This window comes from Streptomyces sp. NPDC055140 (genome assembly GCF_053607285.1).
The window spans coordinates 42,618-67,653 of the sequence record NZ_JBSGTG010000010.1; the positions used below are offsets into that span (position 1 = coordinate 42,618).

At 71.2% G+C, this 25,036-nt stretch carries 16 protein-coding genes; 8 read left to right on the top strand and 8 right to left on the bottom strand.

From position 1 onward, the window contains the following. The first annotated feature begins 69 nt into the window (after positions 1-69). The 5 genes from ACWFR4_RS20420 to ACWFR4_RS20440 are packed head-to-tail and all read left to right on the top strand — an operon-like array spanning position 70 to position 5,756. Positions 70-1,041: a quinone oxidoreductase family protein gene (locus ACWFR4_RS20420; protein ID WP_453459557.1), complete on the top strand. Its 972-nt coding sequence runs from the start codon at positions 70-72 to the stop codon at positions 1,039-1,041. A gap of 33 nt (positions 1,042-1,074) precedes the next feature. After that, positions 1,075-1,950: a TauD/TfdA dioxygenase family protein gene (locus tag ACWFR4_RS20425; RefSeq protein ID WP_453459554.1), complete on the top strand. Its 876-nt coding sequence runs from the start codon at positions 1,075-1,077 to the stop codon at positions 1,948-1,950. Positions 1,951-1,954: 4 nt separating this feature from the next. After that, positions 1,955-3,220 (top strand): MFS transporter, encoded by a 1,266-nt coding sequence (locus ACWFR4_RS20430; RefSeq protein ID WP_453459551.1) that lies wholly within the window; start codon positions 1,955-1,957, stop codon positions 3,218-3,220. After that, positions 3,217-3,810: an RBBP9/YdeN family alpha/beta hydrolase gene (locus ACWFR4_RS20435; RefSeq protein WP_453459548.1), complete on the top strand. Its 594-nt coding sequence runs from the start codon at positions 3,217-3,219 to the stop codon at positions 3,808-3,810. Before ACWFR4_RS20430 ends, ACWFR4_RS20435 begins: the two co-directional genes overlap by 4 nt. Continuing rightward, positions 3,807-5,756, top strand: coding sequence for an acetoacetate--CoA ligase (locus ACWFR4_RS20440; RefSeq protein ID WP_453459546.1), 1,950 nt, complete (start codon positions 3,807-3,809; stop codon positions 5,754-5,756). Before ACWFR4_RS20435 ends, ACWFR4_RS20440 begins: the two co-directional genes overlap by 4 nt. Before the next feature lie 114 nt (positions 5,757-5,870). On the opposite strand, the gene ACWFR4_RS20445 is transcribed toward ACWFR4_RS20440, so the two are convergent. Next, positions 5,871-6,992, bottom strand: coding sequence for a PP2C family protein-serine/threonine phosphatase (locus ACWFR4_RS20445; RefSeq protein WP_453653765.1), 1,122 nt, complete (start codon positions 6,990-6,992; stop codon positions 5,871-5,873). Between the two features lie 293 nt (positions 6,993-7,285). Between ACWFR4_RS20445 and ACWFR4_RS20450 the strand changes: the two genes are divergently transcribed. Further along, positions 7,286-8,314: a helix-turn-helix domain-containing protein gene (locus ACWFR4_RS20450; protein ID WP_453459540.1), complete on the top strand. Its 1,029-nt coding sequence runs from the start codon at positions 7,286-7,288 to the stop codon at positions 8,312-8,314. Positions 8,315-8,538: 224 nt separating this feature from the next. Next, positions 8,539-11,928 carry a S8 family peptidase gene (locus ACWFR4_RS20455; protein WP_453653767.1) on the top strand — a complete coding sequence of 1,130 codons (3,390 nt, stop codon included), beginning with the start codon at positions 8,539-8,541 and terminating at the stop codon, positions 11,926-11,928. A gap of 143 nt (positions 11,929-12,071) precedes the next feature. On the opposite strand, the gene ACWFR4_RS20460 is transcribed toward ACWFR4_RS20455, so the two are convergent. The 7 genes from ACWFR4_RS20460 to ACWFR4_RS20490 all read right to left on the bottom strand — a co-directional run bounded on the left by ACWFR4_RS20460 (position 12,072) and on the right by ACWFR4_RS20490 (position 23,260). Next, positions 12,072-12,677 carry a GOLPH3/VPS74 family protein gene (locus ACWFR4_RS20460; RefSeq protein WP_453468411.1) on the bottom strand — a complete coding sequence of 202 codons (606 nt, stop codon included), beginning with the start codon at positions 12,675-12,677 and terminating at the stop codon, positions 12,072-12,074. 216 nt (positions 12,678-12,893) lie between these two features. Then, complete coding sequence (gene meaB, locus ACWFR4_RS20465) at positions 12,894-13,874, bottom strand: methylmalonyl Co-A mutase-associated GTPase MeaB (protein WP_453468410.1); 981 nt, start codon at positions 13,872-13,874, stop codon at positions 12,894-12,896. 12 nt (positions 13,875-13,886) lie between these two features. After that, complete coding sequence (gene scpA / locus ACWFR4_RS20470; protein ID WP_453468409.1) at positions 13,887-16,073, bottom strand: methylmalonyl-CoA mutase; 2,187 nt, start codon at positions 16,071-16,073, stop codon at positions 13,887-13,889. Beyond that, positions 16,073-17,881, bottom strand: a complete 1,809-nt coding sequence (locus ACWFR4_RS20475; protein ID WP_453468408.1) for a methylmalonyl-CoA mutase family protein — start codon at positions 17,879-17,881, stop codon at positions 16,073-16,075. The genes scpA and ACWFR4_RS20475 overlap by 1 nt, the downstream gene beginning before the upstream one ends. Positions 17,882-18,215: 334 nt before the next feature. Further along, positions 18,216-19,703: an amino acid permease gene (locus ACWFR4_RS20480; protein ID WP_453653769.1), complete on the bottom strand. Its 1,488-nt coding sequence runs from the start codon at positions 19,701-19,703 to the stop codon at positions 18,216-18,218. A gap of 262 nt (positions 19,704-19,965) precedes the next feature. Then, positions 19,966-21,312, bottom strand: a complete 1,347-nt coding sequence (locus ACWFR4_RS20485) for a diaminopimelate decarboxylase (protein ID WP_453654026.1) — start codon at positions 21,310-21,312, stop codon at positions 19,966-19,968. A gap of 301 nt (positions 21,313-21,613) precedes the next feature. Beyond that, on the bottom strand, positions 21,614-23,260 hold the full coding sequence (locus ACWFR4_RS20490) for a PucR family transcriptional regulator (RefSeq protein WP_453653771.1): 1,647 nt from the start codon (positions 23,258-23,260) through the stop codon (positions 21,614-21,616). 256 nt (positions 23,261-23,516) lie between these two features. Between ACWFR4_RS20490 and ACWFR4_RS20495 the strand changes: the two genes are divergently transcribed. Beyond that, positions 23,517-25,031 (top strand): SDR family oxidoreductase, encoded by a 1,515-nt coding sequence (locus ACWFR4_RS20495; RefSeq protein WP_453464811.1) that lies wholly within the window; start codon positions 23,517-23,519, stop codon positions 25,029-25,031. Positions 25,032-25,036 lie beyond the last annotated feature (5 nt).

Consider the following 25,036-nt stretch of genomic DNA (forward strand, 5'->3'; position numbering starts at 1 on the left):
CACGCCCAACAAACACAGCAAGCCCCCCAGGACAGCACGCCGAACAACCCGAACGAAGAGAGCATTTCCGTGGCATACGCCATCCGCTTCCACGAGACCGGCGGCCCCGAGGTCCTGCGCCGCGAACAGGTGACCGTCGGCGCCCCCGGCCCAGGCGAGGTCCGGGTCCGGCACGAGGCCGTCGGCCTCAACTTCGCCGACACCTATTTCCGCACCGGCCTGTACCCGGCGCCGCTGCCCGCGGGAATCGGCGTCGAGGCCGCCGGTGTCGTCGAGGCCGTCGGCCAGGGTGTCACCCACGTCGCCGAGGGCGACCGTGTCACGTACACCGGCAGCCCGCTCGGCGCGTACAGCTCCGAGCGGGTCATGCCCGCCGACTCCCTGATCCGGCTCCCCGACGGCATCGACTTCGAGACCGCGGCCGCCATGACCATGCGCGGCCTCACCGCCTCGTACCTGCTGCGCCGCATCCACCCGCTGAAGCCCGGCGACACGATCCTGCTGCACGCCGCCGCGGGCGGCGTGGGACTGATCGTCTCCCAGTGGGCGAAGCTGCTCGGCCTCACCGTCATCGGCACAGTCTCCACCGAGGAGAAGGCCGCACTCGCCCGTGCCCACGGCTGCGACCACACCATCCTGTACCGGCAGGAGAACGTCGCCGAGCGCGTGCGGCAGCTGACCGACGGGGCCGGTGTCCCGCTCGTCCTCGACAGCGTCGGCAAGGACACGGTCGCCGGGTCCATGGCCTCGCTGCGCCGCCGCGGCCTGCTGGTCTGCTTCGGCACCTCGTCCGGAGTGCCGCCGCTGGACGCGATGAAACTCGTCCAGCACGGATCGCTGTTCGTGACCCGTCCGGCGCTGGCCGACTACATCGCCGACCCCGCCGAACGGGACGACCTCGCCGGAGAACTGTTCGGCCACGTCGCCGCCGGCCGCATCGGGATCCGCGTCGACCAGCGCTTCGCCCTCGAGGACGCCGTGACCGCGCACCGCACGCTGGAAGCGGGCCGCACGACGGGCTCGTCCATCCTCATCCCCTGAGTCACCCGTCCCCCGTACCCCAGGAGAGCACCCATGCCCCGGACCGCTGCCCGCACCCGGATCCAGGTCGAACCGCTGACCTGCACCATCGGCGCCGAACTGCACGGCGTCCAGCTCAGCGACGCCGTCCATGACGACGCGCTCTTCGCCCAGATCAAGGAACTCCTGCTCCGCCACAAGGTGCTGTTCCTGCGCGACCAGGACATGAGCCGCGCCGAGCACGTCGGGTTCGCCTCCCGCCTCGGCCCGCTGGAGGACCACCCGGTCCTCGGCAGCGACCCCGACCACCCCGGCCTCGTCCGCATCTACAAGGACCTGGACAGCAAGCCCGAGCACTACGAGAACGCCCTGCACTGCGACGCGACCTGGCGCGACCGCCCGCCCATGGGCGCCCTGCTCCGCTGCGTCGAGACGCCCGAGGTCGGCGGCGACACGATCTGGGTCAACATGGCCGAGGCGTACCGCAGGCTCCCCGAGCACATCCGCACCCAGATCGACGGCCTGCGCGCCCGGCACAGCATCGAGGCGAGCTTCGGCGCGGTCATGTCGATGGAACAGCGCCACCAGCTCAGGGCCCGCTACCCGGACGCCGAGCACCCGGTCGTGCGCACCCACCCCGAGACCGGCGAGAAGATCCTCTTCGTCAACTCCTTCACCACCCACTTCGTCAACCACCACACCCCCGAGAACGTGCGGTTCGGCCAGGACCACGCCCCCGGCGCGAGCCACCTGCTCAACTACCTCACGAGCCAGGCGGCCGTCCCCGAGTACCAGGTCCGCTGGCGCTGGACCCCGAACAGCGTCGCCCTCTGGGACAACCGCTCCACCCAGCACTACGCGGTCCAGGACTACTGGCCCGCCATCCGCAAGATGGAGCGCGCCGGGATCGCCGGTGACAGGCCCTGCTGAGCCGATGACGCGTCGCTACGCGTGGTTGGTGTTCGCCCTCAGCTTCGGGCTCTTGCTGTCCGACTACATGTCGCGGCAGGTCCTGAACGCGGTGTTCCCGCTGCTGAAGGCCGAATGGCTGCTCTCCGACACCCAGTTGGGAGCGCTGAGCGGCATCGTCGCCCTGATGGTCGGCTTGCTGACCTTTCCGCTGTCGTTGCTCGCGGACCGCTGGGGCCGGGTCAGGAGCCTGGTCCTCGCGGCGGTGGTGTGGAGCCTGGCCACCCTGGGCTGTGCTGTCTCCGCGAGCTACGGCCAGATGTTCCTGGGCCGTTTCATGGTGGGCGTCGGCGAGGCGGCGTACGGGAGCGTGGGCATCGCGGTGGTGCTGAGCGTGTTCCCGGTGGGCCTGCGGGCCACGCTGTCGGGCGCCTTCATCGCGGGCGGCGCCTTCGGCTCCGTACTCGGTGTGTCGATCGGCGGTGTGGTGGCCCAACACCTGGGCTGGCGCTGGACGTTCGGCATCATGGGCCTGTTCGGGCTGGTCCTGGCCGCGGTCTACGGCGTCGTCGTGACGGAGCGGAGACTGGCGCCGGCTCGCTACGGCACCGGCCCCGCACCGGGTACGGGAGGCCCGGTACGAGCGCTGCTGCCCAGGCTGTTCTCGTCGGTGTCCGTGCTGTGCGCCTACGTCGGCAGCGGCCTGCAGATGTTCATCGCGATGGCACTGCTGGCCTGGATGCCCAGCTTCCTCGACCGCTACTACGGCCTGCCGCCCGGCAAGGCCGGACTCGCCGCCGGAGGCTTCGCGCTGATCACCGGGATCGGCATGATCGGCGGCGGCATCGTCAGCGACCGGCTCGGCCGCAGCAACTCCCACGTCAAGTGGACCGTCGCCATCGTGTGCAGCTTCGGCTCGCTGGCCCTGCTCACCGGCGGGTTCCAACTCCCGCCCGGAGTACCGCAACTCCTCCTCGTGGGCGCCGGGACGCTGCTTTCCAACGCCACGGCGGGCCCTGCCGCCGCCATGGTGGCGAGCCTGACACCGGCCGCCGTCGCGGCGACGGCCATGGCGACACTCACCCTCGCCAACAGTCTGCTGGGCCTGGCGCCCGGCCCCGCGGTCACCGGCATGCTGGCCGACCGCATGGGCCTCGACGGCGCACTCCGCCTGGTCCCGCTCGTCGCCATCGTGGCGTGCCTGGCGTTCGCCCTCGGCAGACGCCATTACGACAAGGGCCTCATCTCGGCATCGGCCCCGGCCCTCGAAAAGACGGAGATCTCCGCATGAACCCCCTTCCCGCGCCCACGGTCGTGCTCGTGCCCGGCCTGCGCGACCACGTCCCCGACCACTGGCAGACGGCTCTCGCCGCCCGCCTCCCCGGTTCTCTGACCGTGCCGCCCCTGACGGACCTCAGGCTGAGCTGCGACGCTCAGGTCACCGCTCTGAACGACGTGGTGTCCGGTATCGAGGGACCGGTCGTGCTCGTCGCGCACAGCGCCGGCGTGCACACCACCGTCCACTGGGCGGCCCGGCACACCCATCCGGTGCGCGGCGCCCTCCTCGCGACGCCGCCCGACTTCGAAACCCCGCTGCCGGAGGGCCATCCCGCACCGCAGACCCTGCGCGACAACGGCTGGCTGCCGACGCCGAGCGCCACGCTGCCGTTCCCCAGTGTGGTCGCGGCGAGTACGAACGACCCGCTGGCCCGCTTCGACCGGGTCACCGCACTGGCCGACGCGTGGGGCAGCCGCCTGGTCGACCTCGGCCCCGTCGGCCACCTCAACCCCGCCTCCGGCTACGGCGAGTGGCCCCGCGCGCTGGAATTCCTCCAGGCCCTCGGCTGCCGTACGACGCCGGACCCAAAGGTGTCGGCATGAGCACTCGGCACTCCAACATCACCGAGTTCCTGGCCTGGTTGGCACAGGAGCGCGGACTCTCGTTCACCGACTACGCCGAGCTGTGGCGGTGGAGCACCGACGACCTGCCCGGCTTCTGGTCGGCCGTGTGGGAGTTCTACGGCCTGGACACGGTCAGCGACTACGACGAGGTGCTGGCCGACGCGAGGATGCCCGGCGCGACCTGGTTCACCGGAGCACGCCTCAACTTCGCGCAGCAGTGCCTCGCCCACGCCACCGACGAACGCCCCGCGCTCATCGCCGTGTCCGAGACCAGCGACCCCGTGGAGATCTCCTGGGACCGGCTCACCAGGGAAGTGGCGGGCACGGCCGCGGCCCTGCGAGACATGGGGGTGGGCCCCGGTGACTGCGTCGCCGGGTACCTGCCGAACATCCCGCAAGCCGTGGTCGCCCTCCTGGCCACCGCCGCCGTCGGCGCGACCTGGACCGTCTGCGCACCCGAATTCGGCACGCCCAGCGTCCTCGCCAGACTGCGCCAGGCCCGGCCGACGGTCCTGGTGGCCGCGGACGGCTACCGCCACGGCGGTAAGAAGTACGACCGGCGCCCGCACATCGCCGAGATCCTGGACGGTCTGCCCACGGTCCGCCACCTCGTCGCCGTCGACCGCCTGAACGCGTCCGCCGCCGGACCGGCATGGTCACAGCGGCCGGACGTGACGCAGCACGACTGGTCCGGCATGACCAACCGCGAGGCCCAACTCGACTACGTCGACGTCCCGTTCGAGCATCCGCTGTGGATCCTCTGGTCATCGGGCACCACCGGCGTCCCGAAGGGAATCGTTCACGGCCACGGCGGCATCGTCGTCGAGCTGCTCAAGGCGCTCGGGCTCGGCGTGGACCTGCGAGCCGACGACCGCTACCTCTTCCACACCTCCACCAGCTGGATGGTGTGGAACTTCATGGTCGCCGGCCTCCTCCACGGCAGCACGCTCGTCCTCTACGACGGCAGCCCCACCCACCCCGACGTCAACGGCCTCTGGCAGATCGCGGAACGCACCCGCGCCACGACGGTCGGCGTCGGCGCCGCCTACCTGATCGCCGCGGAGAAGGCGGGCGCCCACCCGGCCACCGCCACGGACCTCGGCGCGCTGCGGACCATCCTGCAGACCGGCTCGGCGATGCCCGACAGCACCTGGCACTGGGTCCACGACCGGCTCGCCCCGAAGGCCCGGCTCCAGTCGATCTGCGGCGGCACCGACATCTGCTCGGTGCTCGCCGGCGACTCCCCGCTGCTGTCGGTGCGCACGGGCCGGATCTCCGGCCCGTCCCTGGGCGTCGCCCTCGCCTCCTGGGACGCCACGGGGCAGCCGCTCGTGGGGGAGCAGGGCGAACTCGTGGTCACGGCACCTCTGCCGTCGATGCCGCTCCGCTTCGTCGGCGACCCCGACAACGCGCGCTACAGGAGCAGCTACTTCGACGTCTACCCCGGCGTGTGGCGGCACGGCGACTGGGTCACCATGAACCCCGACCTGTCCGTCGTCGTGGCCGGCCGCTCCGACTCCACGCTCAACCGCATGGGCGTGCGCATGGGGTCCGCCGACCTCTACGCCGTCGTCGAACGGCTCCCGCGGATCGCGGACAGCCTCGTCATCGGCGCCGAACTGGCGGACGGCCGCTACTACATGCCGCTGTTCGTCGTGCCCGCGGACGGCGAGCGGTTCGACGACGCACTGCGTGCCGAGATCGTCGGCGCGATCAGGCACAGCCTGTCACCCCGGCACGTCCCCGACGACGTCGTCCCCATCGAGGCCGTGCCCCGCACCCTCACGGGCAAGAAGCTGGAGGTCCCCGTCAAGCGCATCCTCCAAGGGGCCCGCGTCAGCGAGGTCAGCGCGGAAGGGGCTGTGACCCGGCCCGACATGCTCGCCTGGTTCGCGGAATTCGCGGCCGGCCTGGGACAGCCCTGAGGACGTACGGCAGTGCGGCGTCTGACGGGCACAACCTGGTCAGGCGCCTTCGCCCCGTACGGAGAACTCCCGGCGGACGTGATGTGCGATCGCGTGATGCCTGGCGCCACGTACTCAACGGAAAGGCGACCGCCGGACGCACAGGATCGCGACGTCGTCGTGCTGACCTCGCTCCCCGGCGAACGCGCTCGCGTCGTCGTAGAGGGCGTGTGGCAGGTCGGTGGGGGAGAGGGACACCCGCTCGGTGAGGCGTTCGGCGACGGGGTAGAACGTGCCGTCGGCGCCGCGGGTCTCGGTGAGCCCGTCGGTGGTCAGCAACAGTGTCGCCCCGGCCGGGAAGGTGAACCAGTCGACGGTCACCGGTTCGGTGGCGAGTTCGGCGAGACCGAGGGGAACGCCGGAGTCGAGGGCCGGCGTGCTGATGGTGGCGTTGTGCAGCAAGTGGGGCGCGATGTGTCCGCAGTTGATGACTTGTACCTCGTCGTGCGCGTCGACGTTGAGGATGAGCGCGGTGACGAACCGTTCGTCGTCGCCGGTCCGTGCGGCGTAGGAGTTGTGCCGTACGACAGAGGCATCGAGGGCGTCGACGAGCGCGGTCAGGGTCGGCTCCCGATGGGCCGCCTCCCGGAATGCGCCGATGACCGCGAACGCGGCACCGACCGCGGGCAGGCCCTTGCCCTGGACATCGCCGATCAGAACCCGGGTTCCCCAGGGAGACTCGACGACGTCGTAGATGTCGCCGCCGACCAGCCGGTCCTCCTGGACGGGCTCGTACGCGCCGTCGACCAGGACGTCGTCGGTGAGCAGAGGCAGCGGGCGCAGGATGTGACGCTGCATCGCCGCGGCGGTGGAGCGCAGCCGCAGCATCTCGTCCTCGCGGCGGATACGACGGTGGCAGGCATAGACGGAGGCCGCGCCCAGGGCGAGGGTGAGCAGCATCATGAGGCTCCTGTCGAGCCACGACCGCCCGTCGCCGTGCCGGAGCAGCACCACGACCACGACCACGAGCGCGATCCACGCAGCCACGAACTTCGTCTGGCGCACGGTGCACAGCGCGGACGCCGCCGCCGGCAGGAATACAAGGAGCCCGAGAAGCCACACCGGGGAATCGGACAGGGCACCGAGGATCAGCACCAAGAGGGTTACCAACGCAACGCCGATCACCACCTCGACGCTGCGCGGTGGTTCGATGCTCTCGACGGGGCGCGCGAAACGCTTCGGATGGTTTTGCGGCACGGAACCTCCCGGGCAGGTGGTGTACTCCCCGTACGTTAGGCAGGCCCGGACGTGGGTGAGCCGCGCCCCGCCGGACGATGCCCCCGTGCGGTGAACGGCGTGACCAGCGATCCGGGACCCGGGATCCGGGTGTGCGGGCCGTGCGAGGCACACCCCCGGTCCCGGCGATTCAGGCGCGTCCACAACAGGTTCTGGGAAAGGCGACTTCCTGAGAGTGGGGTAATGTGCCGCCGCGAAGAATCCGCCCGAGCCGCGCCGAGGCCGGACACGGTGGCCGTCCGAGGGGGAGCTGGATGCTGCAGTCATTGGGGCTGGGCCCGGCCGAAGAGGCCGTCTACACCGCACTGCTGGCCCGCCCGACCGCCTCCGCGCAGGACCTTGTCCGGCAGACGGGACTTGACGAGGCCGAGACCACCCGCATCCTGCTCGACCTGACGACACGTGGTCTGGCCGCGGTCGCCACCGAGGCCCGGAGCGGAGTGTCCGGCCCGTCCGAATGCGACGCCGGCAGCCGGCCCGCCCGCTACCGGCTCACACCGCCCTCAGTGGCCCTGGCCCCGATACTCGTCGAGCAGCGCAACGCACTGCACCGGGCCGAGACGGCGTTCTCGATGCTCACCGAGCAGTACCGCAGTACCGCCGCGCACCCCGCGGGCAGTGTCGTGGAGGTGGTCGTCGGCGTGGAGCAGGTGGCACACCGGTTCCACCAACTGCAGCGTGGCGCCCAGCGGGAGCTGCTCGTCTTCCTTGTCGGCGCTCCCACCGCGGTGCCGCGCGACGACGCCGACTTGTCGGAGAGCTCAGCCCTGGACCGCGGAGTCGACTTCCGTGTCGTGGCTGCCAAGGACTATCTCGACGGTCCCGACGTGGCGCGGGACGTGAAGGCCGGCATCGCCGCGGGCGTCGAGGTGCGCCTCGCGGACTCGGTGCCGCTGAAGATGGTCGTGTCGGACCGGGAGCGTGCCATGGTGCCCCTCGACATGACGGACTCCGGCGGTGAGCCGAGCGCCATCGTGGTGCACCGCAGCGGTCTGCTGACGGCCCTGGTCCACCTCTTCGAGAGGGAATGGGCCGAGGCCCGGCCCCTGTACGCCACCACCACGGGAGTGCGCGCGCAGCCGACCACCGATCAGCAGCCGACCGAGGGGGAACTGGAGGTCCTCGCCCTCCTGCTGGCAGGGGTCTCCGACCGGCGGGCTGCCTCCCAACTCGGCCTCTCCATACGCACCGTGGAGCGGCGGACGCGTCGTCTCATGGACCTCGCGGGCGCTGACTCGCGCCTGCAACTGGGGTGGCACGCGGCACGCGCGGGCTGGCTCTGACGTCCTGACCGGTCCTGAGCGCCCCCTCCTCGACGACCTCGATCCGGCCGAGGCTGCGGCGTGCGGCCCGGGTTTCCACGGTGCTGAGGAACCTGTAGACGGGACCGCGTGTCGGAAAACCGACATGCGGGAATCCCGTCACGCGCGGCATCACTCCACGATCCGGATGTCTGCCAGGCTGCAGCGGCAGCACGGCATGTTCACGGTTTCGAGTGGGGAGATCCATGCGCTCCATAACGCGTATAGCCATGGGCGCGGCTACCGCCGCCGCCCTGGCCGTCACGGCGGTCGCGCCTTCCGGGGCGGCGGATACGCCGCCTGACGGCGCCTCGAGGAAGAGACCTGTCATCGGCAGCGGGGCCGGGGCGACGGGCGGCAAGCAGACGACGGTCACGCTCGTCACCGGCGACAAGGTGGTGGTGACCACCGACAGGTCGGGCCACAGCTCCGCGGCCGTACTGCCCCGTGAGGACGGCACGCAGCCGATGGTGCAGACGTACCAGATGGGCAAGGATCTCTACGTCTACCCCGAGGACGCCTCCACGGCGATCGCCGAGGGCAAGGTCGACGAGCAGCTGTTCAACGTCACCGGGCTCATCCGTCAGGGATACGACGACGCGCACACCGACACGCTGCCGCTCATCGCCACCTACCGGAACAGTGTGGACGTCGCGAAGAGCGCGCCTGCAGCCCCTCGCGGTTCCGAGCGGGGCCTGAGCCTCCCGGCGGTGGACGGCGTCGCGCTCAAGACGGGCAAGGACACCGCCGCCACGTTCTGGCGGGACATCACCGACACCCGCTCACGTGCTGCCTCCCCGCTGAAGAAGCTGTGGCTGGACGGCAAGGCCGAGGCCACGCTGGACCGTTCCACCGCGCAGGTGCACGCGCCGGAGGCCTGGGCGGCCGGCTACGACGGCAAGGGCACCAAGGTCGCCGTGCTGGACACCGGCGTGGACGCCGAGCACCCGGACCTGGCGAGCCGGGTATCCGCGTCCAAGAACTTCACGGACTCCAAGACCACCGACGACAAGGTGGGCCACGGCACCCACACCGCCTCCACGGTCGGCGGGACCGGAGCCGCCAGCGACGGCCGCAAGAAGGGCGTCGCCCCGGGTACCTCCCTGCTCATCGGCAAGGTCCTCAACGACCAGGGCTACGGTCAGGACTCCTGGATCATCGCCGGTATGCAGTGGGCCGTCGACCAGAAGGCCGACGTCGTCTCCATGAGCCTGGGCAACCCCACGATCGGCGACTGCGCCGACCCGATGGCCCAGGCCACGCAGCAGCTCTCGCAAAACACCCACACCCTGTTCGTCGTCGCCGCCGGCAACGCCGGTTCGGCCACCGAGACCGTCTCCTCGCCCGGCTGTGTGCCCGGCGTGCTGACCGTCGGCGCCGTCGACCGTGACGACACCACCGCGGCGTTCTCCAGCCGCGGTCCCGTGGCCGTCACCCACACCCTCAAGCCCGAGATCGCCGCTCCCGGCGTCGACATCTCGGCGGCCAGTGCGGGCGGCCGCGGCGTCTACGCCTACCGCACGATGTCCGGCACCTCCATGGCCACCCCGCATGTCGCGGGCGCCGCGGCCGTCGTCCGTCAGGCCCACCCGGACTGGACCGCGCAGCAGATCAAGGCCGCCCTGGTCTCCTCCGCCCGCACCGGAGGCAAGGTCGCCGGCGCCGACGAGACCGGCGGTGGCGTCCTCGACGTGTTCGGCGCGGTGAACCAGAAGGTGCTCTCCGCGCCCGCCGTCCAGGCCGGCAGCTTCAACTGGCCGCAGGACGCCTCGGACCGCACCACCATGCAGGTGCCCTTCACCAACACCGGCAAGAGCGACCTCACCCTGAGCCTGAAGGTCAGCGGTGTGCACGGCAACGACGGCAGCGAGGTCCGCTCCGGCATCGTCAGGCCGGCTGAGGCCAAGGTGAAGGTCCCCGCGGGCGCCACCGCTCAGGTGCCACTACGGATCGACCCCACCGCCCGTCTGACGGACGCACAGTACGGTGCGGTCACCGGCCGGATCCTCGCCACCGGCGACGATGTGCATGTCTCCGTGCCCGTCACGCTCTACGTCCAGCCGCAGACGGTCGCCCTCCGGGTGAAGGTCATCGACCGTGACGGCAAGCCGGCTACCGGTTCCTCCTCCCTGGACCTCGTCAGCCTCGACACCGACAGGGGCGAGCGCCGCAACAACAGCGGTGCGACCGACCAGGCGTACAGCGTGCGCCCTGGCGACTACTCCCTCAGCAGCTTCGTGACGACGTACGGCGCGGACAACGCGCCCGAGTCGGCGAGCTACCTTGCGAACCCGCAACTGCGGATCACCCATGACACCACCGTGGTCCTCGACGCCCGCAAGGCCCACCAGGTGAGCGTGCGCACGGACCGTCCCTCGACGGTGACCAACACGACGCTCAGCTACGCCCGCACGTGGGACGACACCTGGGAGATATCCGGGTCGCTCGTGGCCGACAACACGGTCCAGAAGTTCTACGCGGACATCGACGGACGTGCCGGGAACGGCACCTTCGAGTTCCGGCCCACCTGGCGTGCCTCCGGCTCCGAGGGCGGCTCGCCGTACGTCTACAACCTGTCGTTCCCGACGCCGGGTCCGCTGCACTCCGACCAGGTCCACCGGCCCAAGGACGCCAAGCTGGCCCAGGTCGCCGAAACGTGGAACGCCATGGGGAAGGAGGCCGACTACCTCGACGCGTTGTTCCTGCGCCCCGCCGGTAGCAGCGGCTCCTACCTCCCCGTGAGCGCGTTCGCCGCATTCCACGTGCCCGGTACCCGCACCGCCTACTACACGACCGGCGACGACGCCTGGTACCACGGCGCGATGACCAGCTTCCCGTTCGCCGCGTTCATGGGCGACCAGGAGCGCAGCTACCGGACCGGGGAGCGGCGTGCCGAGAAGTGGTACGGCGGCGCCCTGCGGCCTGGCGCGGCGCGCGACGCCGACGGCAAGCTGATGCTGGCCGCCGAGCGGCAGGGCGACCTGATGGGCTTCCAGAACGCGCTCTGGGTCGACGGATCGGGCGACCACTGGTCCTACGGCGGGTCGTTCGGCGACCTCGGCAACCTGGAGCTGAAGCGCAACGGTGAGCGGATCGGCGGCAGTTACGATCCGTACGGCGTGTTCCAGGTGCCGGACGAGGACTCCGCGTACGAGCTCACCCAGAAGCTGGAGAAGATCTTTTCCGCGGACCGGAACTGGCTGCGCTCCACCGCTGTCACCACCACGTGGAGCTTCCGCTCCCACCGGGAGCCGCACGTCTACTCGCGCGGCCTGCCGATCCTCTCCCCGGCGTACGACCTGCCGGTGGACGGCCTGAACACCCTGCCCGCGAAGAGCGGCATCAAGGTCGGTCTGTCGGTCGAGGGACACGCCGGATACACCCCGGGCGCGATCACAAAGGCCTCGCTGTCCTACTCCTACGACAGCGGCGCCACCTGGATCCAGGCGCCGACCCAGAAGAAGGACGGCAAGTGGACGGCCGTCCTCGACCACACCGGTGCCACCGGCAAGCAGGTCATGACGAAGGCCGAGTTCACCGACGCCAACGGCAACGCGGTCACCCAGACCATCACCCGCGCCTACGACGTCCGCTGACCCCGCGGCCTCTCGCCGGGCAGCCGTACTGCTCGTGTGATCCGTACGGATAGCGGCGGGGCGCGCCGAGAAGGGCGCCTGACAGGCAGATGCCTGTCAGGCGCCCTTCTTCGCATGGACATGGACAAGGACAAGGACGGATCTCAGTAGCCGCGCCAGACGTTGTCGAACGCCGCGTCCTCGATCGCCCTGCGCTGTCGTACGGCCTGCAGCTCCTGAACGGCGTTCCCGACGGCGGCCAGTACCGCCGCGACCGTGTCCCCGGCGGGCTCGGGCGTGTCATCGGCCGGCTCGTCCCGGATTCCGGCGGCGACGGCCAGGGCGACGAGTACGGGTTCGCCCGTCGCCCAGCGCTCCTCGGCCCGGTGCCGGGCCGCCGAGTCGACCGGCTCCGTCCGCCCGCTCCGCAGTGGATTCCGAAGGCCTCGCGGCCGGGTCGTCAGCCCCTCCCGCTCCAGCTCGTCGACGTACGCCGAGGACAGCCCGCGGCCCCGGCGCCACAACCAGTCCTCGACCGACTCGTACGGCTCCTGTCGCACGAGAGCCGTGGCGGCTTCATCCAGCAGGCGGTCCCCGGTGGGCGCCTGGGCGCTGGGCAGGATGTGGTCGCCGTCCACGATCAGGGCCTTGGCCTCGATGAGATCGAACACCTCGGCCCCGGCGAGCGCCAGCGACAGCTCGCCCTGCTCCACGGGGTGGTCGGGTGTCTCGGCCAGGGCAACGATCGCGAGGTCCCGTGCGGTGGTCATGAGCGGCTCCACGTCAGTCGGCCGAGTGCGGGGCGAGAGCGTCGGCGGCTCCCCGGTCGATTGTCGCCGCGCTCCGGGCGCTGCGTGCCCTTTTACCACCATGTCGTCCGGGAATCGGATCCGCAGCATGGAGGGGGCCAGAAGATCGTCATCTGTGCGGGGGAGAGATCCATCCCCCCGGCATCGGTTTCGTTCCGGGCCGGGCCGGAGGCGTGCTCAGCGGCTCCTGAAGGCATCGAGGATGCGCTCGGCGGCCAGCGTGGCGGTGAGCTGTCCGTCACGGACCTGCTGTTCGAGATCCGGTGTCAGGGAGCGGACCGCCGGGTCGGTGTGGAGTCGGCCGAGGAGCTCGTCATGGACCATGGCCCATGTCCAGTCGAGCTGCTGATCGCGCCGGCGGGCGGCGAGGCGCCCGGCGGAGTCGAGCAGGGCGCGGTGCTGTTCGAGCCGTTCCCAGATGGTGTCGAGGCCGGTCGACTCGCGTGCGCTGCAACTGAGCACGGGCGGTGTCCAGAAGGCGTCCTTTCCGTGCATCAGGCGCAGCGCGCCCGCCAACTCCCTTGCCGCTGTCTGCGCGTCGCGCTCATGCGGGCCGTCGGCCTTGTTGACGCTGATCACGTCGGCCAGCTCGAGGACGCCCTTCTTGATGCCCTGAAGCTGATCGCCGGTACGGGCGAGGCTGAGCAGCAGGAAGGAGTCGACCATGTTCGCGACCGCGGTCTCGGACTGGCCGACGCCGACGGTCTCCACGAGCACCACGTCGTAGCCGGCGGCTTCCATCACGATGATCGACTCGCGCGTCGCCTTGGCGACACCGCCGAGCGTGCCGGCCGTGGGGGAGGGGCGTATGAAGGCCGCCGGGTCGACGGCCAGGCGCTCCATGCGGGTCTTGTCGCCGAGGATGGAGCCACCGGTCCGGCTGGACGACGGGTCGACGGCGAGCACGGCGACCCGGTGCCCGAGACCGGTGAGCATCGTGCCGAAGGCGTCGATGAACGTCGACTTGCCCACGCCCGGCACACCGGTGATCCCGATCCTGCGGGACCGTCCGCTGTGCGGCAGCAGCTCGGTGAGCAACTCCTGGGCCAGTGCCCGGTGTTGGGGCCGGGTGGACTCGACGAGCGTGATGGCGCGAGCGACGAGCGCCCGCTTCCCGTCGAGAACGCCCTTGACATAGGTGTCGAGGTCGATGGCCATGGACTCACCGGCTCACAGGTCGTCGTGCCCGAGCCCGGCCGCCAGCCGCGTCACCAGGTCGTGGGCGGCATCCGGGATCACCGTGCCGGGCGGGAACACCGCGGCCGCTCCCATCTCCAGGAGCGTCGGCACGTCCTGCGGCGGGATGACACCACCCACCACGATCATGATGTCGCCGCGCCCCTCCTCGGCGAGTGCCTCGCGCAGCGCCGGTACGAGGGTGAGGTGACCGGCGGCCAGCGACGACACCCCGACGATGTGCACGTCCGCCTCGACGGCCTGCCGCGCCACCTCGGCCGGGGTCTGGAAGAGCGGGCCGACGTCCACGTCGAAGCCGAGGTCGGCGAAGGCGGTCGCGATCACCTTCTGGCCGCGGTCGTGGCCGTCCTGGCCCATCTTGGCGACGAGGATGCGCGGCCGACGCCCCTCGGCCTCGGCGAAACCGTCGACGCGAGCCCGGGTGCGATCCACCGACGGCGACTCGCCTGCTTCGTTCCGGTACACACCCGAAATCGTACGGATCTGCCCGGCGTGGCGCCCGTACACCTTCTCCAGGGCGTCGGAGATCTCCCCGACGGTCGCCTTCGCGCGGGCCGCGTTCACGGCCAGCTCCAGCAGGTTGCCCTCGCCGGCCGCCGCCCGGGTGAGGGCGTCGAGTGCGTCCTGGCAGGCGGTGGCGTCGCGTTCGGCGCGCAGACGGCGCAGCTTGGCGATCTGCTGCGAGCGCACCGAGGAGTTGTCGACCTTGAGGACCTCGATCTGTTCGTCGGAGTCCACCCGGTACTTGTTCACCCCGATCACCGGCTGCCGCCCGGAGTCGATCCGTGCCTGCGTACGGGCGGCGGCCTCCTCGACGCGGAGTTTGGGAATGCCCGCGTCGATGGCCTGCGCCATGCCGCCCGCGGCCTCGACCTCCTGGATGTGCTGCCATGCGCGGCGGGCCAGGTCGTAGGTCAGCTTCTCGACGTACGCGCTGCCGCCCCACGGGTCGATGGCCCGGGTCGTGCCGGACTCCTGCTGGATCAGGAGCTGCGTGTTGCGGGCGATGCGCGCGGAGAAGTCGGTGGGCAGCGCCAGCGCCTCGTCGAGGGCGTTGGTGTGCAGCGACTGGGTGTGCCCCTGGGTCGCGGCCATCGCCTCGACACAGGTACGCGTGACGTTGTTGAACACGTCCTGCGCGGTCAGCGACCAGCCCGACGTCTGCGAATGGGTGCGCAGGGAAAGGGACTTGGCGTTCTTCGGGTCGAACTGCTTGACCAGCTTCGCCCACAGCAGCCGTGCGGCCCGCAGCTTGGCGATCTCCATGAAGAAGTTCATGCCGATCGCCCAGAAGAAGGAGAGGCGGGGTGCGAACGCGTCCACGTCCAGGCCCGCCTCCCGTCCGGCGCGGAGGTACTCCACGCCGTCGGCGAGGGTGTACGCCAGCTCCAGGTCGGCTGTCGCACCCGCCTCTTGGATGTGGTAGCCGGAGATCGAGATGGAGTTGTAGCGCGGCATCCGCTGCGAGGTGTACGCGAAGATGTCGGAGATGATCCGCATCGACGGCTTCGGCGGATAGATGTAGGTGTTGCGGACCATGAACTCCTTGAGGATGTCGTTCTGAATGGTCCCCGCCAGCTTCTCGGGCGGTACGCCCTGCTCCTCGGCGGCCACGATGTACAGCGCGAGTACGGGGAGCACGGCGCCGTTCATCGTCATCGACACGGTCATCCTGTCCAGCGGGATGCCGTCGAAGAGCTGCCGCATGTCGAGGATCGAGTCGATCGCGACACCTGCCATGCCGACGTCACCGGTGACCCGTGGATGGTCGCTGTCGTAGCCGCGGTGCGTGGGCAGGTCGAAGGCGACCGACAGGCCCTTCTGGCCGGCCGCGAGGTTGCGCCGGTAGAAGGCGTTCGACTCCTCGGCCGTGGAGAAGCCCGCGTACTGGCGGATCGTCCAGGGCTGGTTCACGTACATCGTCGGGTACGGGCCGCGCAGGTACGGGGCGACGCCCGGGAAGGTGTCGAGGAAGTCGAGGCCCTCCAGATCCTGCCCGGTGTAGAGCGGCTTGACCGTGATGCCTTCGGGGGTCTCCCACAGCAGGTCGTCGCCGTCGGTGGCCCGCTTGACCGCGGTGCGCCAGTCGTCTGCGCCGGCGCCGACGGCCGGTGTCCCGAGCTCTACCGCCGAGAAGTCGGGGACGGAAGGGATGGACATCAGGACACTCCCATGCGGTCGAGCGTGGCGGAGAGCACGGCCACGGCGTCACAGCCGGCGAAGACGTACGTGTCGACCCCGGCATACGGTCCGGGCCGGCCCGCCAGGGACACGTGCCGCGCGCCCGCGGCCCGCAGAGTCCCGGCGGTCGCCTCGGCCTGCTCCTCGTACACCGTGTCGCTGGAGCACAGGCACACCTCCTGGGCCCCGCTCTCCTCGAACGTGCCGTCGATGACGGCCTCGATGCCGCCCGCCTGGAACAGGTTGGCTGCGAAGGTGAGGCGCGCGGTGTGCGCGGTGGCCGGGCCCAGCGCGGCCAGATACACCCGGGGGCGGCAGCCGGTCGCCGCGAGGTGGCCGTCCGAGCGGGCCCGCAGAGCCTCGAACGCCTCGTCCCGCCGCACGCGGGGCAGGCCACCGGAGGGCGGAGCCTCGGCGGGCACGCGCTCGACCGGCTTCTCGCCGAGGTGCGGGAACTCGCTCACGCCGGTGATGGGTTCACGCCGATGGGCGAGCCGCACGCTGCGTGCCGCCCAGGTCTCGGCGAGCCGTTCGCGGACGAGACCGGAGCGCAGGGCAGCGGCCTGCCCGCCCTCGCGCTCGATGGTCCGGAAGAACTCCCAGGCGGCGTGGGCGAGTTCATCGGTCAGCCGCTCCACGTACCAGGAGCCGCCCGCGGGATCGATCACCCGGGACAGGTGCGATTCCTCGATGAGGATCGTGGAGGTGTTGCGCGCGATACGGAGGGCAAACCCGTCGGGCACACCGATCGCGCTGTCGAAGGGCAGTACCGTCACCGCGTCCGCACCGCCCACGCCGGCCGCCAGCGTCGCGACCGTGGTCCGCAGCATGTTCACCCATGGGTCACGCCGCGTCATCATCACCGGCGACGTCACGGCGTGCTGCAGCTGGGCGCCCGCCTGCGACGCCCCGCACACCTCGGCGACCCGGGCCCACAACCGGCGCGCGGCGCGCAGCTTGGCGACGGTCAGGAACTGATCGGCGGTCGCGGCGAACCGGAACTCCAGCTGAGCCAGGGCCTGTTGAGTGCTGAGCCCCGCTTCGGTGAGCTCGCGCAGGTATGCGACGCCGGTCGCCAGCGCGCAGCCGAGTTCCTGTGCGGCCGAGCCGCCCGCCTCGTGGTACGGCAGGGCGTCCACGGTCAGCGCGCGCAGTCCCGAGTACTGCCTGGCGCACAGCGCGGCCAGCTCGGTGACCGGCGCGCCGTCGTAGCGCAGCCCGGTGCGGGCCTCGTGGCCCAGCGGGTCCGCGCCGAGGTTGCCGCGCGCCGCGTCCGGGGCGATGCCCGACTCCTCGTAGAGGCGCAGCAATTGACGTGCGGCAGCGTCGACTTCGGCGCCGGCGTCGAGGACGATCGGAGCCAGATCCAGATAGACGCCGTCGAGGGCGCCGGGCAGCGCGGAGACGGGAATGCCGGAGGAGCCCACGGTGAGCCACAGAGAGGTGACGCCGTTCTCCAGGTCGGCCAGTACGGCCGCCGGGTCGGCGGCAGTGTGCCGTTGGCGCACGTCCCAGCCGCCGACGCTGTTCCCCTCGGCGCGTCCGCCGCGCACGAACGGCGCGAAGCCGGGCAGGCCGGTGGCAGGAGCGTCATCGCGCGCGGTGTACAGAGGGCGGGCGCGGAGCCCGTCCTCCAGCGCGGTGGACAGGGCGTCTTCCGCCGCGGAGCTCGAGACTTCCTTGCCCGACCTGTGCAGGACACCCGAGACCAGGTGCTGCCACTGCTCATATGTCGCGTCAGGAAACTCGGCCGCCAGGGAGAGCCCGTCGTCAGGCAGGACCGTCATGCTCGGATGCTAGGTCAGACCGACAGAAGAGCAGCACACCGTAGGGGTGTGACCTTGTTCTCCTTGCCCGGGGGGCGTGGGTCGTCTATTGGCCGGGAACCGGCTGCTGTCCGTGCATGACACGCATGGCATCGGCATGCATGCATGCCGGCTCTCGGTCGTCGCAGTCAAACGGCGCTGTTCGCACGCGAGTTGTTCCGCCGCCCAGTCGTCACCGACTGACGTTCTTCGCCGTTCACGCTGACGCAGGGCACCGTTGCCGACTCGCCGGGGCGCGGCGTATCGGCAACGGTGTCACCACCCGTGTCGTTCAGCCCTGTTGCTCGGCCGGGTGCTATTCGACCGCTCGATGTCCGGTCGCCTGCCGCTCGGCGACCCGGCCGCGGACCGCGAACCAGCCGATCACCAGGCCGATGGCGATCAGCGGGACACAGGCCACCGACCAGGCGGCGTCGCCGCCGTCGACGCACATGAGCACCACGACGACGCCGAGGAAGGCGAGCGTGAGCCAGGAGGTGAAGGGCGCGCCGGGCAGCCGGAAGGCGGGGCGCTCCAGCTCGCCGCGCAGCGCCTTGCGACGCAGCACCATCTGGCAGACCATGATCATCACCCAGGTGCCGATCATGGTGATCGCGGAGAAGTTCAGCACGATGGAGAACGCCCGCTCCGGCACGACGTAGTTGAGAACGATGCCGAGGATGTAGCAGCACGCGGTCAGCAGGACGCCGCCGAACGGCACGCCCCGCTTGTTCATCTTCGTGGTGAAGGCGGGCGCCGAACCGGCCAGGCCCATCGAACGCAGCACGCGGCCGGTCGAGTAGAGACCGGAGTTGCAGCTGGAGAGAGCCGCCGTGAGGATCACGAAGTTCATGATGCCGCTGATACCGGGAATGCCCAGCTTGCCCATCAGCGTCACGAAGGGCGACTCGCCGGCCTTGTACGCGGTCCACGGCAGCAGGAGGACGAGCAGCAGCACGCTGCCGACGTAGAAGAGCACGATGCGCCACGACACGGAGTTGATGGCGCGCGGGATCACCTTGCGCGGGTTCGCGGTCTCGCCGGCGGCGATGCCGACCATCTCGATCGCGGCGTACGCGAAGACGACGCCCTGGATGAGCACGACGGCGGCGAGCAGGCCGTTGGGCAGCATGCCGCCGTTGTCGGCGATCAGCTGCGGGCCCGTGCCGTGGCCGTCGACGGGGTGCCGGCTGGCCAGCAGCCAGCAGCCGATGGCGAGGAACGCCAGGATCGCGGCGACCTTGATGATCGAGAACCAGAACTCGAACTCGCCGAACCAGCGCACCGAGATGAGGTTCGCGACAAGCACCACAAGCAGCGCGAACAGGGCCAGCGTCCACTGTGGAATGTCCCGGAACGCCGCCCAGTAGTGCAGATACATCGCCACCGCGGTGATCTCCGCGATGCCGCTGCACACCCAGTGCAGGAAGTAGACCCAGCCCGCCGTGTACGCGGCCTTCTCGCCGAGGAACTCACGCGAGTACGAGACGAACGAACCGGACGTCGGCCGGTGCATCACCAGCTCGCCCATGGCGCGCGAGATGAAGAAGGCGAACAGGCCGGTGAGCGCGAAGATGACGACCAGCGACGGGCCGGCCGCGTGCAGCCGCTCGCCGGCGCCGAGGAAGAGGCCGGTGCCGATGGCGCCGCCGATCGCGATCATCTGGACCTGGCGGTTGCGCAGACCGGCCGTGTAACCCCCCTCGCGGATGGTCCCGGCCGCGCCGGTCGCGCTGCCCCCGGTCGCAGCGGCAGGGGCCTGCGCCGGCCGGGCCTGCGGCTCGGCTTGTGCTGTGTGCTCCATGTTTCTCCGACGTGCATAGCGGTACACCGCACCCCCGCGCACGCGAAAGCGAACGCCGGCAAGCGGCGCGGCATACCTGTTGGACAGGGCCCGTCCCCCCGTACGGCGGGCCGGCAGAGCGGGACAGCGGCGGACCTGGCGTGATGCTGTGCGGATCACGCCAGGAACGAAGCGTCCCGGTGGGGCGCCGCGGGATGACCACGCGGCGACAAGCCACCTTAAACCGTTTCCTGGGGCAACTTTTCCCAGGTGGAAAGCGCCCCTACGAAGAGGGCCGGTCGGTCAGCCCGAGCAGCGAAGCGGCCTGCGCCCCACCGGACTCCGCGACCACCTCGGCCACCGTCTGGGCGGGCCTGACCGGAGCGAACGTCACCACGCCCGCATCCGACACGACATATCCGTACACAGCGGGACGCGGAAGGCTGTTGTAGTGGAAATGGGTCGAAAAGTAGTAGGCCCCGGTGTCGTACAACGCGACCAGATCACCGGGCGCCAGCTCGGGCAGCTCCCGCTCCCGCGCCACCAGATCCCCGGCGAAGCAGCACGGCCCGGCGACGTCCTGCACCAGCGGCTCGGTCGTCCTGGACCGGCCGTCGGCGTCGTACGCGCCCACGCGCAGCGGCCACGACTCGGGCACGAACACGGTGCGCGTGGCCACCTGCGCCCCGGCGTGCGTGACGGCGATCCGCCGGCCGCCGGAGGTCTTGGTGTACTCGACGTACGCCATGATCAGCCCCTGCTTGGCCAGCAGCGAACGGCCGAACTCGGTGACGAGCGTGTAGCGCCCGTCGAACAGGCCGGGCACAGTCTCTCGCAGCAGCCGCGCGTACTGCGCGAAGGCCGGGGTCACCTCGTCCGAGGCGAAGTTCACGGGCAGGCCGCCGCCGATGTCGAGGGTGTCGATCTGCTGCCGGCCGACGTGCGCGTTGATCTTCTCCGCCAGCTCGTACGCGGCCCGCACCCCTTCGGCCATCAGTTCCAGGGCGACACCCTGGGAGCCGGTGTGGGTGTGCAGCCGGGTCATCCACGGGCGCAGCCGGTAGGCGTCGAGCACCCACTGTTCCGCGCCCTCGTCGCGCAGCGCCACGCCGAATTTGGACGTCGCCGTCGCCGTGCTCATCGCCCCGATCGAACCGCTGCCGACCTGCGGGTTGACCCGCAGCCCCACGGGCGCGCAGCCGACGCCGAGATCGGCGACGACGGCGTCGACACGGTCCAGCTCCTGCGGGTTGTCGGCGTTGACCGCGATGCCGTGGGCGAGAGCGTCGCGCAGCTCGTCCATCGTCTTGGCCGGGGAGTCGAAGACGATCCGCTCGGCGGGGACGCCCGCGGCGCGGGCCAGTTCCAGCTCACCCACGCTGGCCACCTCCGCGCCCACACCCTCCTCGTTCAGCAGCGCGAGGACCGGCACCAGCGAGGCGGCCTTCACCGCGAACGTGTGCTGCACCGAGACCCCGTCGAAGGCGAACGCCTCGCGCAGCTCGCGGGCGGCGCCACGGATCCCTTCCACGTCGAGCAGGCCGAGGACCGGCGCCTGCGCACCGACCAGGCCCTGCGTGGCGGCGGCGCGCACGGCCGCCTCCCTGCGGACGACGGATTCCGGGGCCATGGTCATGGGGTGTTCCTGCCTTCTCACTGCGCACTGCCGGCTACGTGCCCGGCGGATCGTTCGCCGGGCGGGCCGCCGACTCCGGCGGCCGCGGGCGGTGTCCACGCCACCGGCTCGTCGCCAGTGCGCTCCGCCCCGGTTCACTGTGCAGCCCCGAGCCCCGCGCTGTCTGCGTGCTCCGGCACGAAGTCCGGGCCGCTCCCGTCGTGGCCGCGCACAAGCGTCGGGCCCCGCCCACGTCTCCATGGTGCGCCCGCACGATGCGGAGGAGGAGGTCGTGGTGCGCCCGCACCACACCCGTTCAGGGCAGCGGGATCAGCCCGGCCCGCCGCAGCCCCAGCTCCACCAGCAGCCGCACGTCGGGATCGGTGAGGTCGATGCCGCACAGCTCACCGGCGCGGCGCAGCCGGTACCGCAGCGTATTGGTGTGGACCCCCACATAGCGGGCGGTGGCCGCCGCGTCACCGAAGAACACCAGGTGCGCGGCGACGGTGCGCGGGAGGTCAGTGCCGTGCCGCTCGTCGTGCTCGAGCAGTGCGGCCACCGCGTCGGCGGCCGACGGCACGTGCTCGGCGACCGCATCGGTCACCCGGAGCGCGTCCATGGCGAACCGGACGTCCTCGGCGCCGGCCGTCTCGGGCCCGCCGCGCTCGCGCAGCACCCGCAGCACCTGGGCGGCCCCCGCACGGGAGGCGGCGGCGTCGCCGAGCCCTCCGACGGCGGGCCCCACCGCGACCAGCGGCCGCACCCCGGCGCCGCGCAGTACGGCGGCCAGGTCGCGTGCCAGCCGGTCCACGCCGTCCCCCGCCCCGGTCCCGGCCACCAGGATGTCGAGCCGGTCGCCGTCGCGGTGAGCGAAGGCCGGGGTGTGATGCGCGGCGACGCGAAGGGAGGCCAGATGGAAGGCCCGGTCCAGTACGTCCGGTGCGATCGCGGTCGCGGTGGCGGCCATGAGTACGGTGCACGCCTGTCCGGCCTCGACCCCGAGCACGGCCGCCGCAGCGGACACGTCCGGCGGGCGCTCCTCGAACAGGGCCCGCACCGCGTACCGGCGGCGGCTGGCGGTAGTCCGGGACCGCAGCCGCTGGTGCAGCAGATGAGGTACGGCGATGACGGCCGCCTGCCGCAGCGCGTCCCGGGCCCGGGACGGCAGCGGTTCACCGTCGGCGGCCGCCCACAGCGACCCGAGGATCTCGTCGCCGGCCCGCACGGCGACGGCGAGGCGTTCGGGGAACCGCGCGTCCGCGGGCCGGTGCACCACGTCGCCGCTCGCCCACAGCGTGGTGAGGAAGCCGCTCTCGGCGAGTTCGGTCACCCGCCAGCTCGGCACCCGGCGGCCCAGGATCGTCAGCCTGCGCAGCGGGTCGGCAGTGTCGGCGGTCGGGGAGTACGCCAGGACGTTCGACTCGGGGTCCTCGACGGTGATCGCGCCGCCCACCAGCGCCGCCAGCGCCAGGGCGAGCCCCGGCAGATCACCGAGCGCCACATCGGCCGACGCCTCGCTGGGCGCCGCCGTACCGGTACGGGCGATGGCCGCCCGCAGCAGCCCGATCAGCTCACCCCACTCGATCCACGGGGCCCGGGCGAGCAGGGCGGTCGACACCTCGTCGGCCGCCTCGGCGAGCGACGGCGCGATCCCCTGGGGGCCACGCCGCAGCACCACGGCCGCCGCCCCGGCGCGGTCCGCCGCGCGCAGCACGCCCGCGGCACCCGGCGCGGACGTGTCGACGCCGGGCGCGATGAGAATCCGCCCCCGTGCCTGCAAGGTCTCGCCCTCGTCGAACACCCCGGCCCCGCTCACCGGCACGTCCGTGCCGCACGGCGCCCGCAGCACCTCGACCACGTCCGGCCCGGCCACACCGACGGCCTGCCCCAGCGTGGGCGAACCACCGCCGTGCGCGGCGGCGGCATCGGGCGAGGAGGGAGGGCCGGGCGGGGGAAGCTGCATGACCCAAGTGTCACCGATGCCGCCCGGCCGACGGCCCGGGGACAGCGCTCGCCCGGCTCCGGAGCCGGTCACGGCGCTGCCTTCCACCACTGTTTCGGCCGGGTGAGGCCGAGGGGTGTCCCGGGGATCACCGGGTACTCGGGCTGAGTTGTGCCGACCGTCCTCAGCGCGTTGCGGAGACATCCGCAGGGCGGCGGTCATGATCGAACGGGAGAACACAGGAGCAGCGTCGGATCGAGTGCGTGGAGAGATGGTCGTGGACACGGACGGAAAGCACAGCGCGGAGCAGCTGCACTGTCTGGTCACCGGAGCGTCCGGATACATCGGAGGGCGCCTGGTACCGGAACTGCTGGCGGCCGGTCACCGGGTTCGCTGCCTGGCCCGCTCGCCGGACAAGTTGCGTGACCACCCCTGGGCGGCCGCCGCCGAGACGGTACGCGGAGACGTCACGGACGCCGAGTCGGTCGAAGCGGCCATGCGCGGCGTCGACGTCGCGTACTACCTGGTGCACTCCCTCGGATCCGGCTCCGGTTTCGAGGACACCGATCGTCGCGCGGCCCGGATCTTCGCCGAGCGGGCGCACGCAGCCGGCGTACGGCGCATCGTCTATCTCGGAGGGCTCACTCCGCAGGACGTACCCGAGAGGGCTCTCTCCCCGCACCTGCGCTCCAGAACTGAGGTCGGTCGCATCTTCCTCGAATCCGCGGTGCCCGCCACCGTACTGAGGGCCGCTGTCGTCATCGGCTCGGGATCGGCGTCGTTCGAGATGCTGCGCTATCTGACCGAGCGGCTGCCGGTGATGGTCACCCCGAGCTGGGTGCACACCCGCACGCAGCCCATCGGGGTCCGCGACGTGCTGCGCTATCTCGTCGGCTCGGCCACCATGCCCGCCGACGTCGACCGGGCTTTCGACATCGGAGGGCCGGACGTCCTGACCTATCGGGAGATGATGCGCCGCTACTCCGAGGTCGCCGGACTGCGGCGGCGGATCATCGTGCCGGTGCCCATGCTCACCCCGCGGCTGTCCAGCCACTGGGTCGGCCTGGTGACCCCGGTACCGGCATCCATCGCCCGGCCCCTCACGGAGTCGCTTCGCCACGAAGTCGTCTGCCACGAGCACGACATCGCCCGCTACGTGCCCGACCCTCCGGGCCGGCCCCTGCCGTTCGACGAGGCCCTGGCCCTCGCGCTGCGCAGGGTACGGGAGGCGCAGGTCGCCACCCGGTGGTCGTCCGCCGCCATTCCCGGTGCGCCCAGCGACCCGCTGCCCACCGATCCCGACTGGGCCGGCGGCAGCCTCTACCAGGACGAGCGGGAACTGTCCGTCGAGGCATCCCGGGAGGCCCTGTGGAAGGTGATCGAGGGCATCGGCGGCGACAACGGCTGGTACTCCTTCCCGCTGGCCTGGGCGGTCCGCGGCTGGCTGGACCGGTTCGTGGGCGGAGTCGGCCTGCGCCGTGGACGACGTGACGCGGAGCGTCTGCGGGTCGGCGACTCGCTCGACTTCTGGCGCGTCGAGGAGATCGAGCCCGAACAACTGCTGCGGCTGCGCGCGGAGATGAGGCTGCCGGGTCTGGCGTGGCTGGAGATGTACGTCGAGACGGGCGCCGAGGGCCGTACCCGCTACCGGCAGCGCGCTCTGTTCCACCCCCGCGGCCTGCTGGGCCATGCCTACTGGTGGTCCGTCTCCCCTTTCCACGCCGTCGTCTTCGGAGGCATGGCCCGCAACATCACCCAAGCCGCTGCCAAGGGCATGAGCGCACGGAAGTAGGTCCC

Excerpts from the sequence above, each read along its gene's own strand:
- ACWFR4_RS20435 (WP_453459548.1), top strand. The coding sequence starts at position 3,217 with ATGAACCCCCTTCCCGCGCCCACGGTCGTGCTCGTGCCCGGCCTGCGC.
- ACWFR4_RS20455 (WP_453653767.1), top strand. The coding sequence starts at position 8,539 with ATGCGCTCCATAACGCGTATAGCCATGGGCGCGGCTACCGCCGCCGCC.
- ACWFR4_RS20430 (WP_453459551.1), top strand. The coding sequence starts at position 1,955 with ATGACGCGTCGCTACGCGTGGTTGGTGTTCGCCCTCAGCTTCGGGCTC.
- ACWFR4_RS20440 (WP_453459546.1), top strand. The coding sequence starts at position 3,807 with ATGAGCACTCGGCACTCCAACATCACCGAGTTCCTGGCCTGGTTGGCA.
- ACWFR4_RS20485 (WP_453654026.1), bottom strand. The coding sequence starts at position 21,312 with ATGGCCCCGGAATCCGTCGTCCGCAGGGAGGCGGCCGTGCGCGCCGCC.
- ACWFR4_RS20480 (WP_453653769.1), bottom strand. The coding sequence starts at position 19,703 with ATGGAGCACACAGCACAAGCCGAGCCGCAGGCCCGGCCGGCGCAGGCC.
- scpA (WP_453468409.1), bottom strand. The coding sequence starts at position 16,073 with ATGTCCATCCCTTCCGTCCCCGACTTCTCGGCGGTAGAGCTCGGGACA.
- ACWFR4_RS20460 (WP_453468411.1), bottom strand. The coding sequence starts at position 12,677 with ATGACCACCGCACGGGACCTCGCGATCGTTGCCCTGGCCGAGACACCC.
- meaB (WP_453468410.1), bottom strand. The coding sequence starts at position 13,874 with ATGGCCATCGACCTCGACACCTATGTCAAGGGCGTTCTCGACGGGAAG.
- ACWFR4_RS20490 (WP_453653771.1), bottom strand. The coding sequence starts at position 23,260 with ATGCAGCTTCCCCCGCCCGGCCCTCCCTCCTCGCCCGATGCCGCCGCC.
- ACWFR4_RS20450 (WP_453459540.1), top strand. The coding sequence starts at position 7,286 with ATGCTGCAGTCATTGGGGCTGGGCCCGGCCGAAGAGGCCGTCTACACC.
- ACWFR4_RS20425 (WP_453459554.1), top strand. The coding sequence starts at position 1,075 with ATGCCCCGGACCGCTGCCCGCACCCGGATCCAGGTCGAACCGCTGACC.
- ACWFR4_RS20475 (WP_453468408.1), bottom strand. The coding sequence starts at position 17,881 with ATGACGGTCCTGCCTGACGACGGGCTCTCCCTGGCGGCCGAGTTTCCT.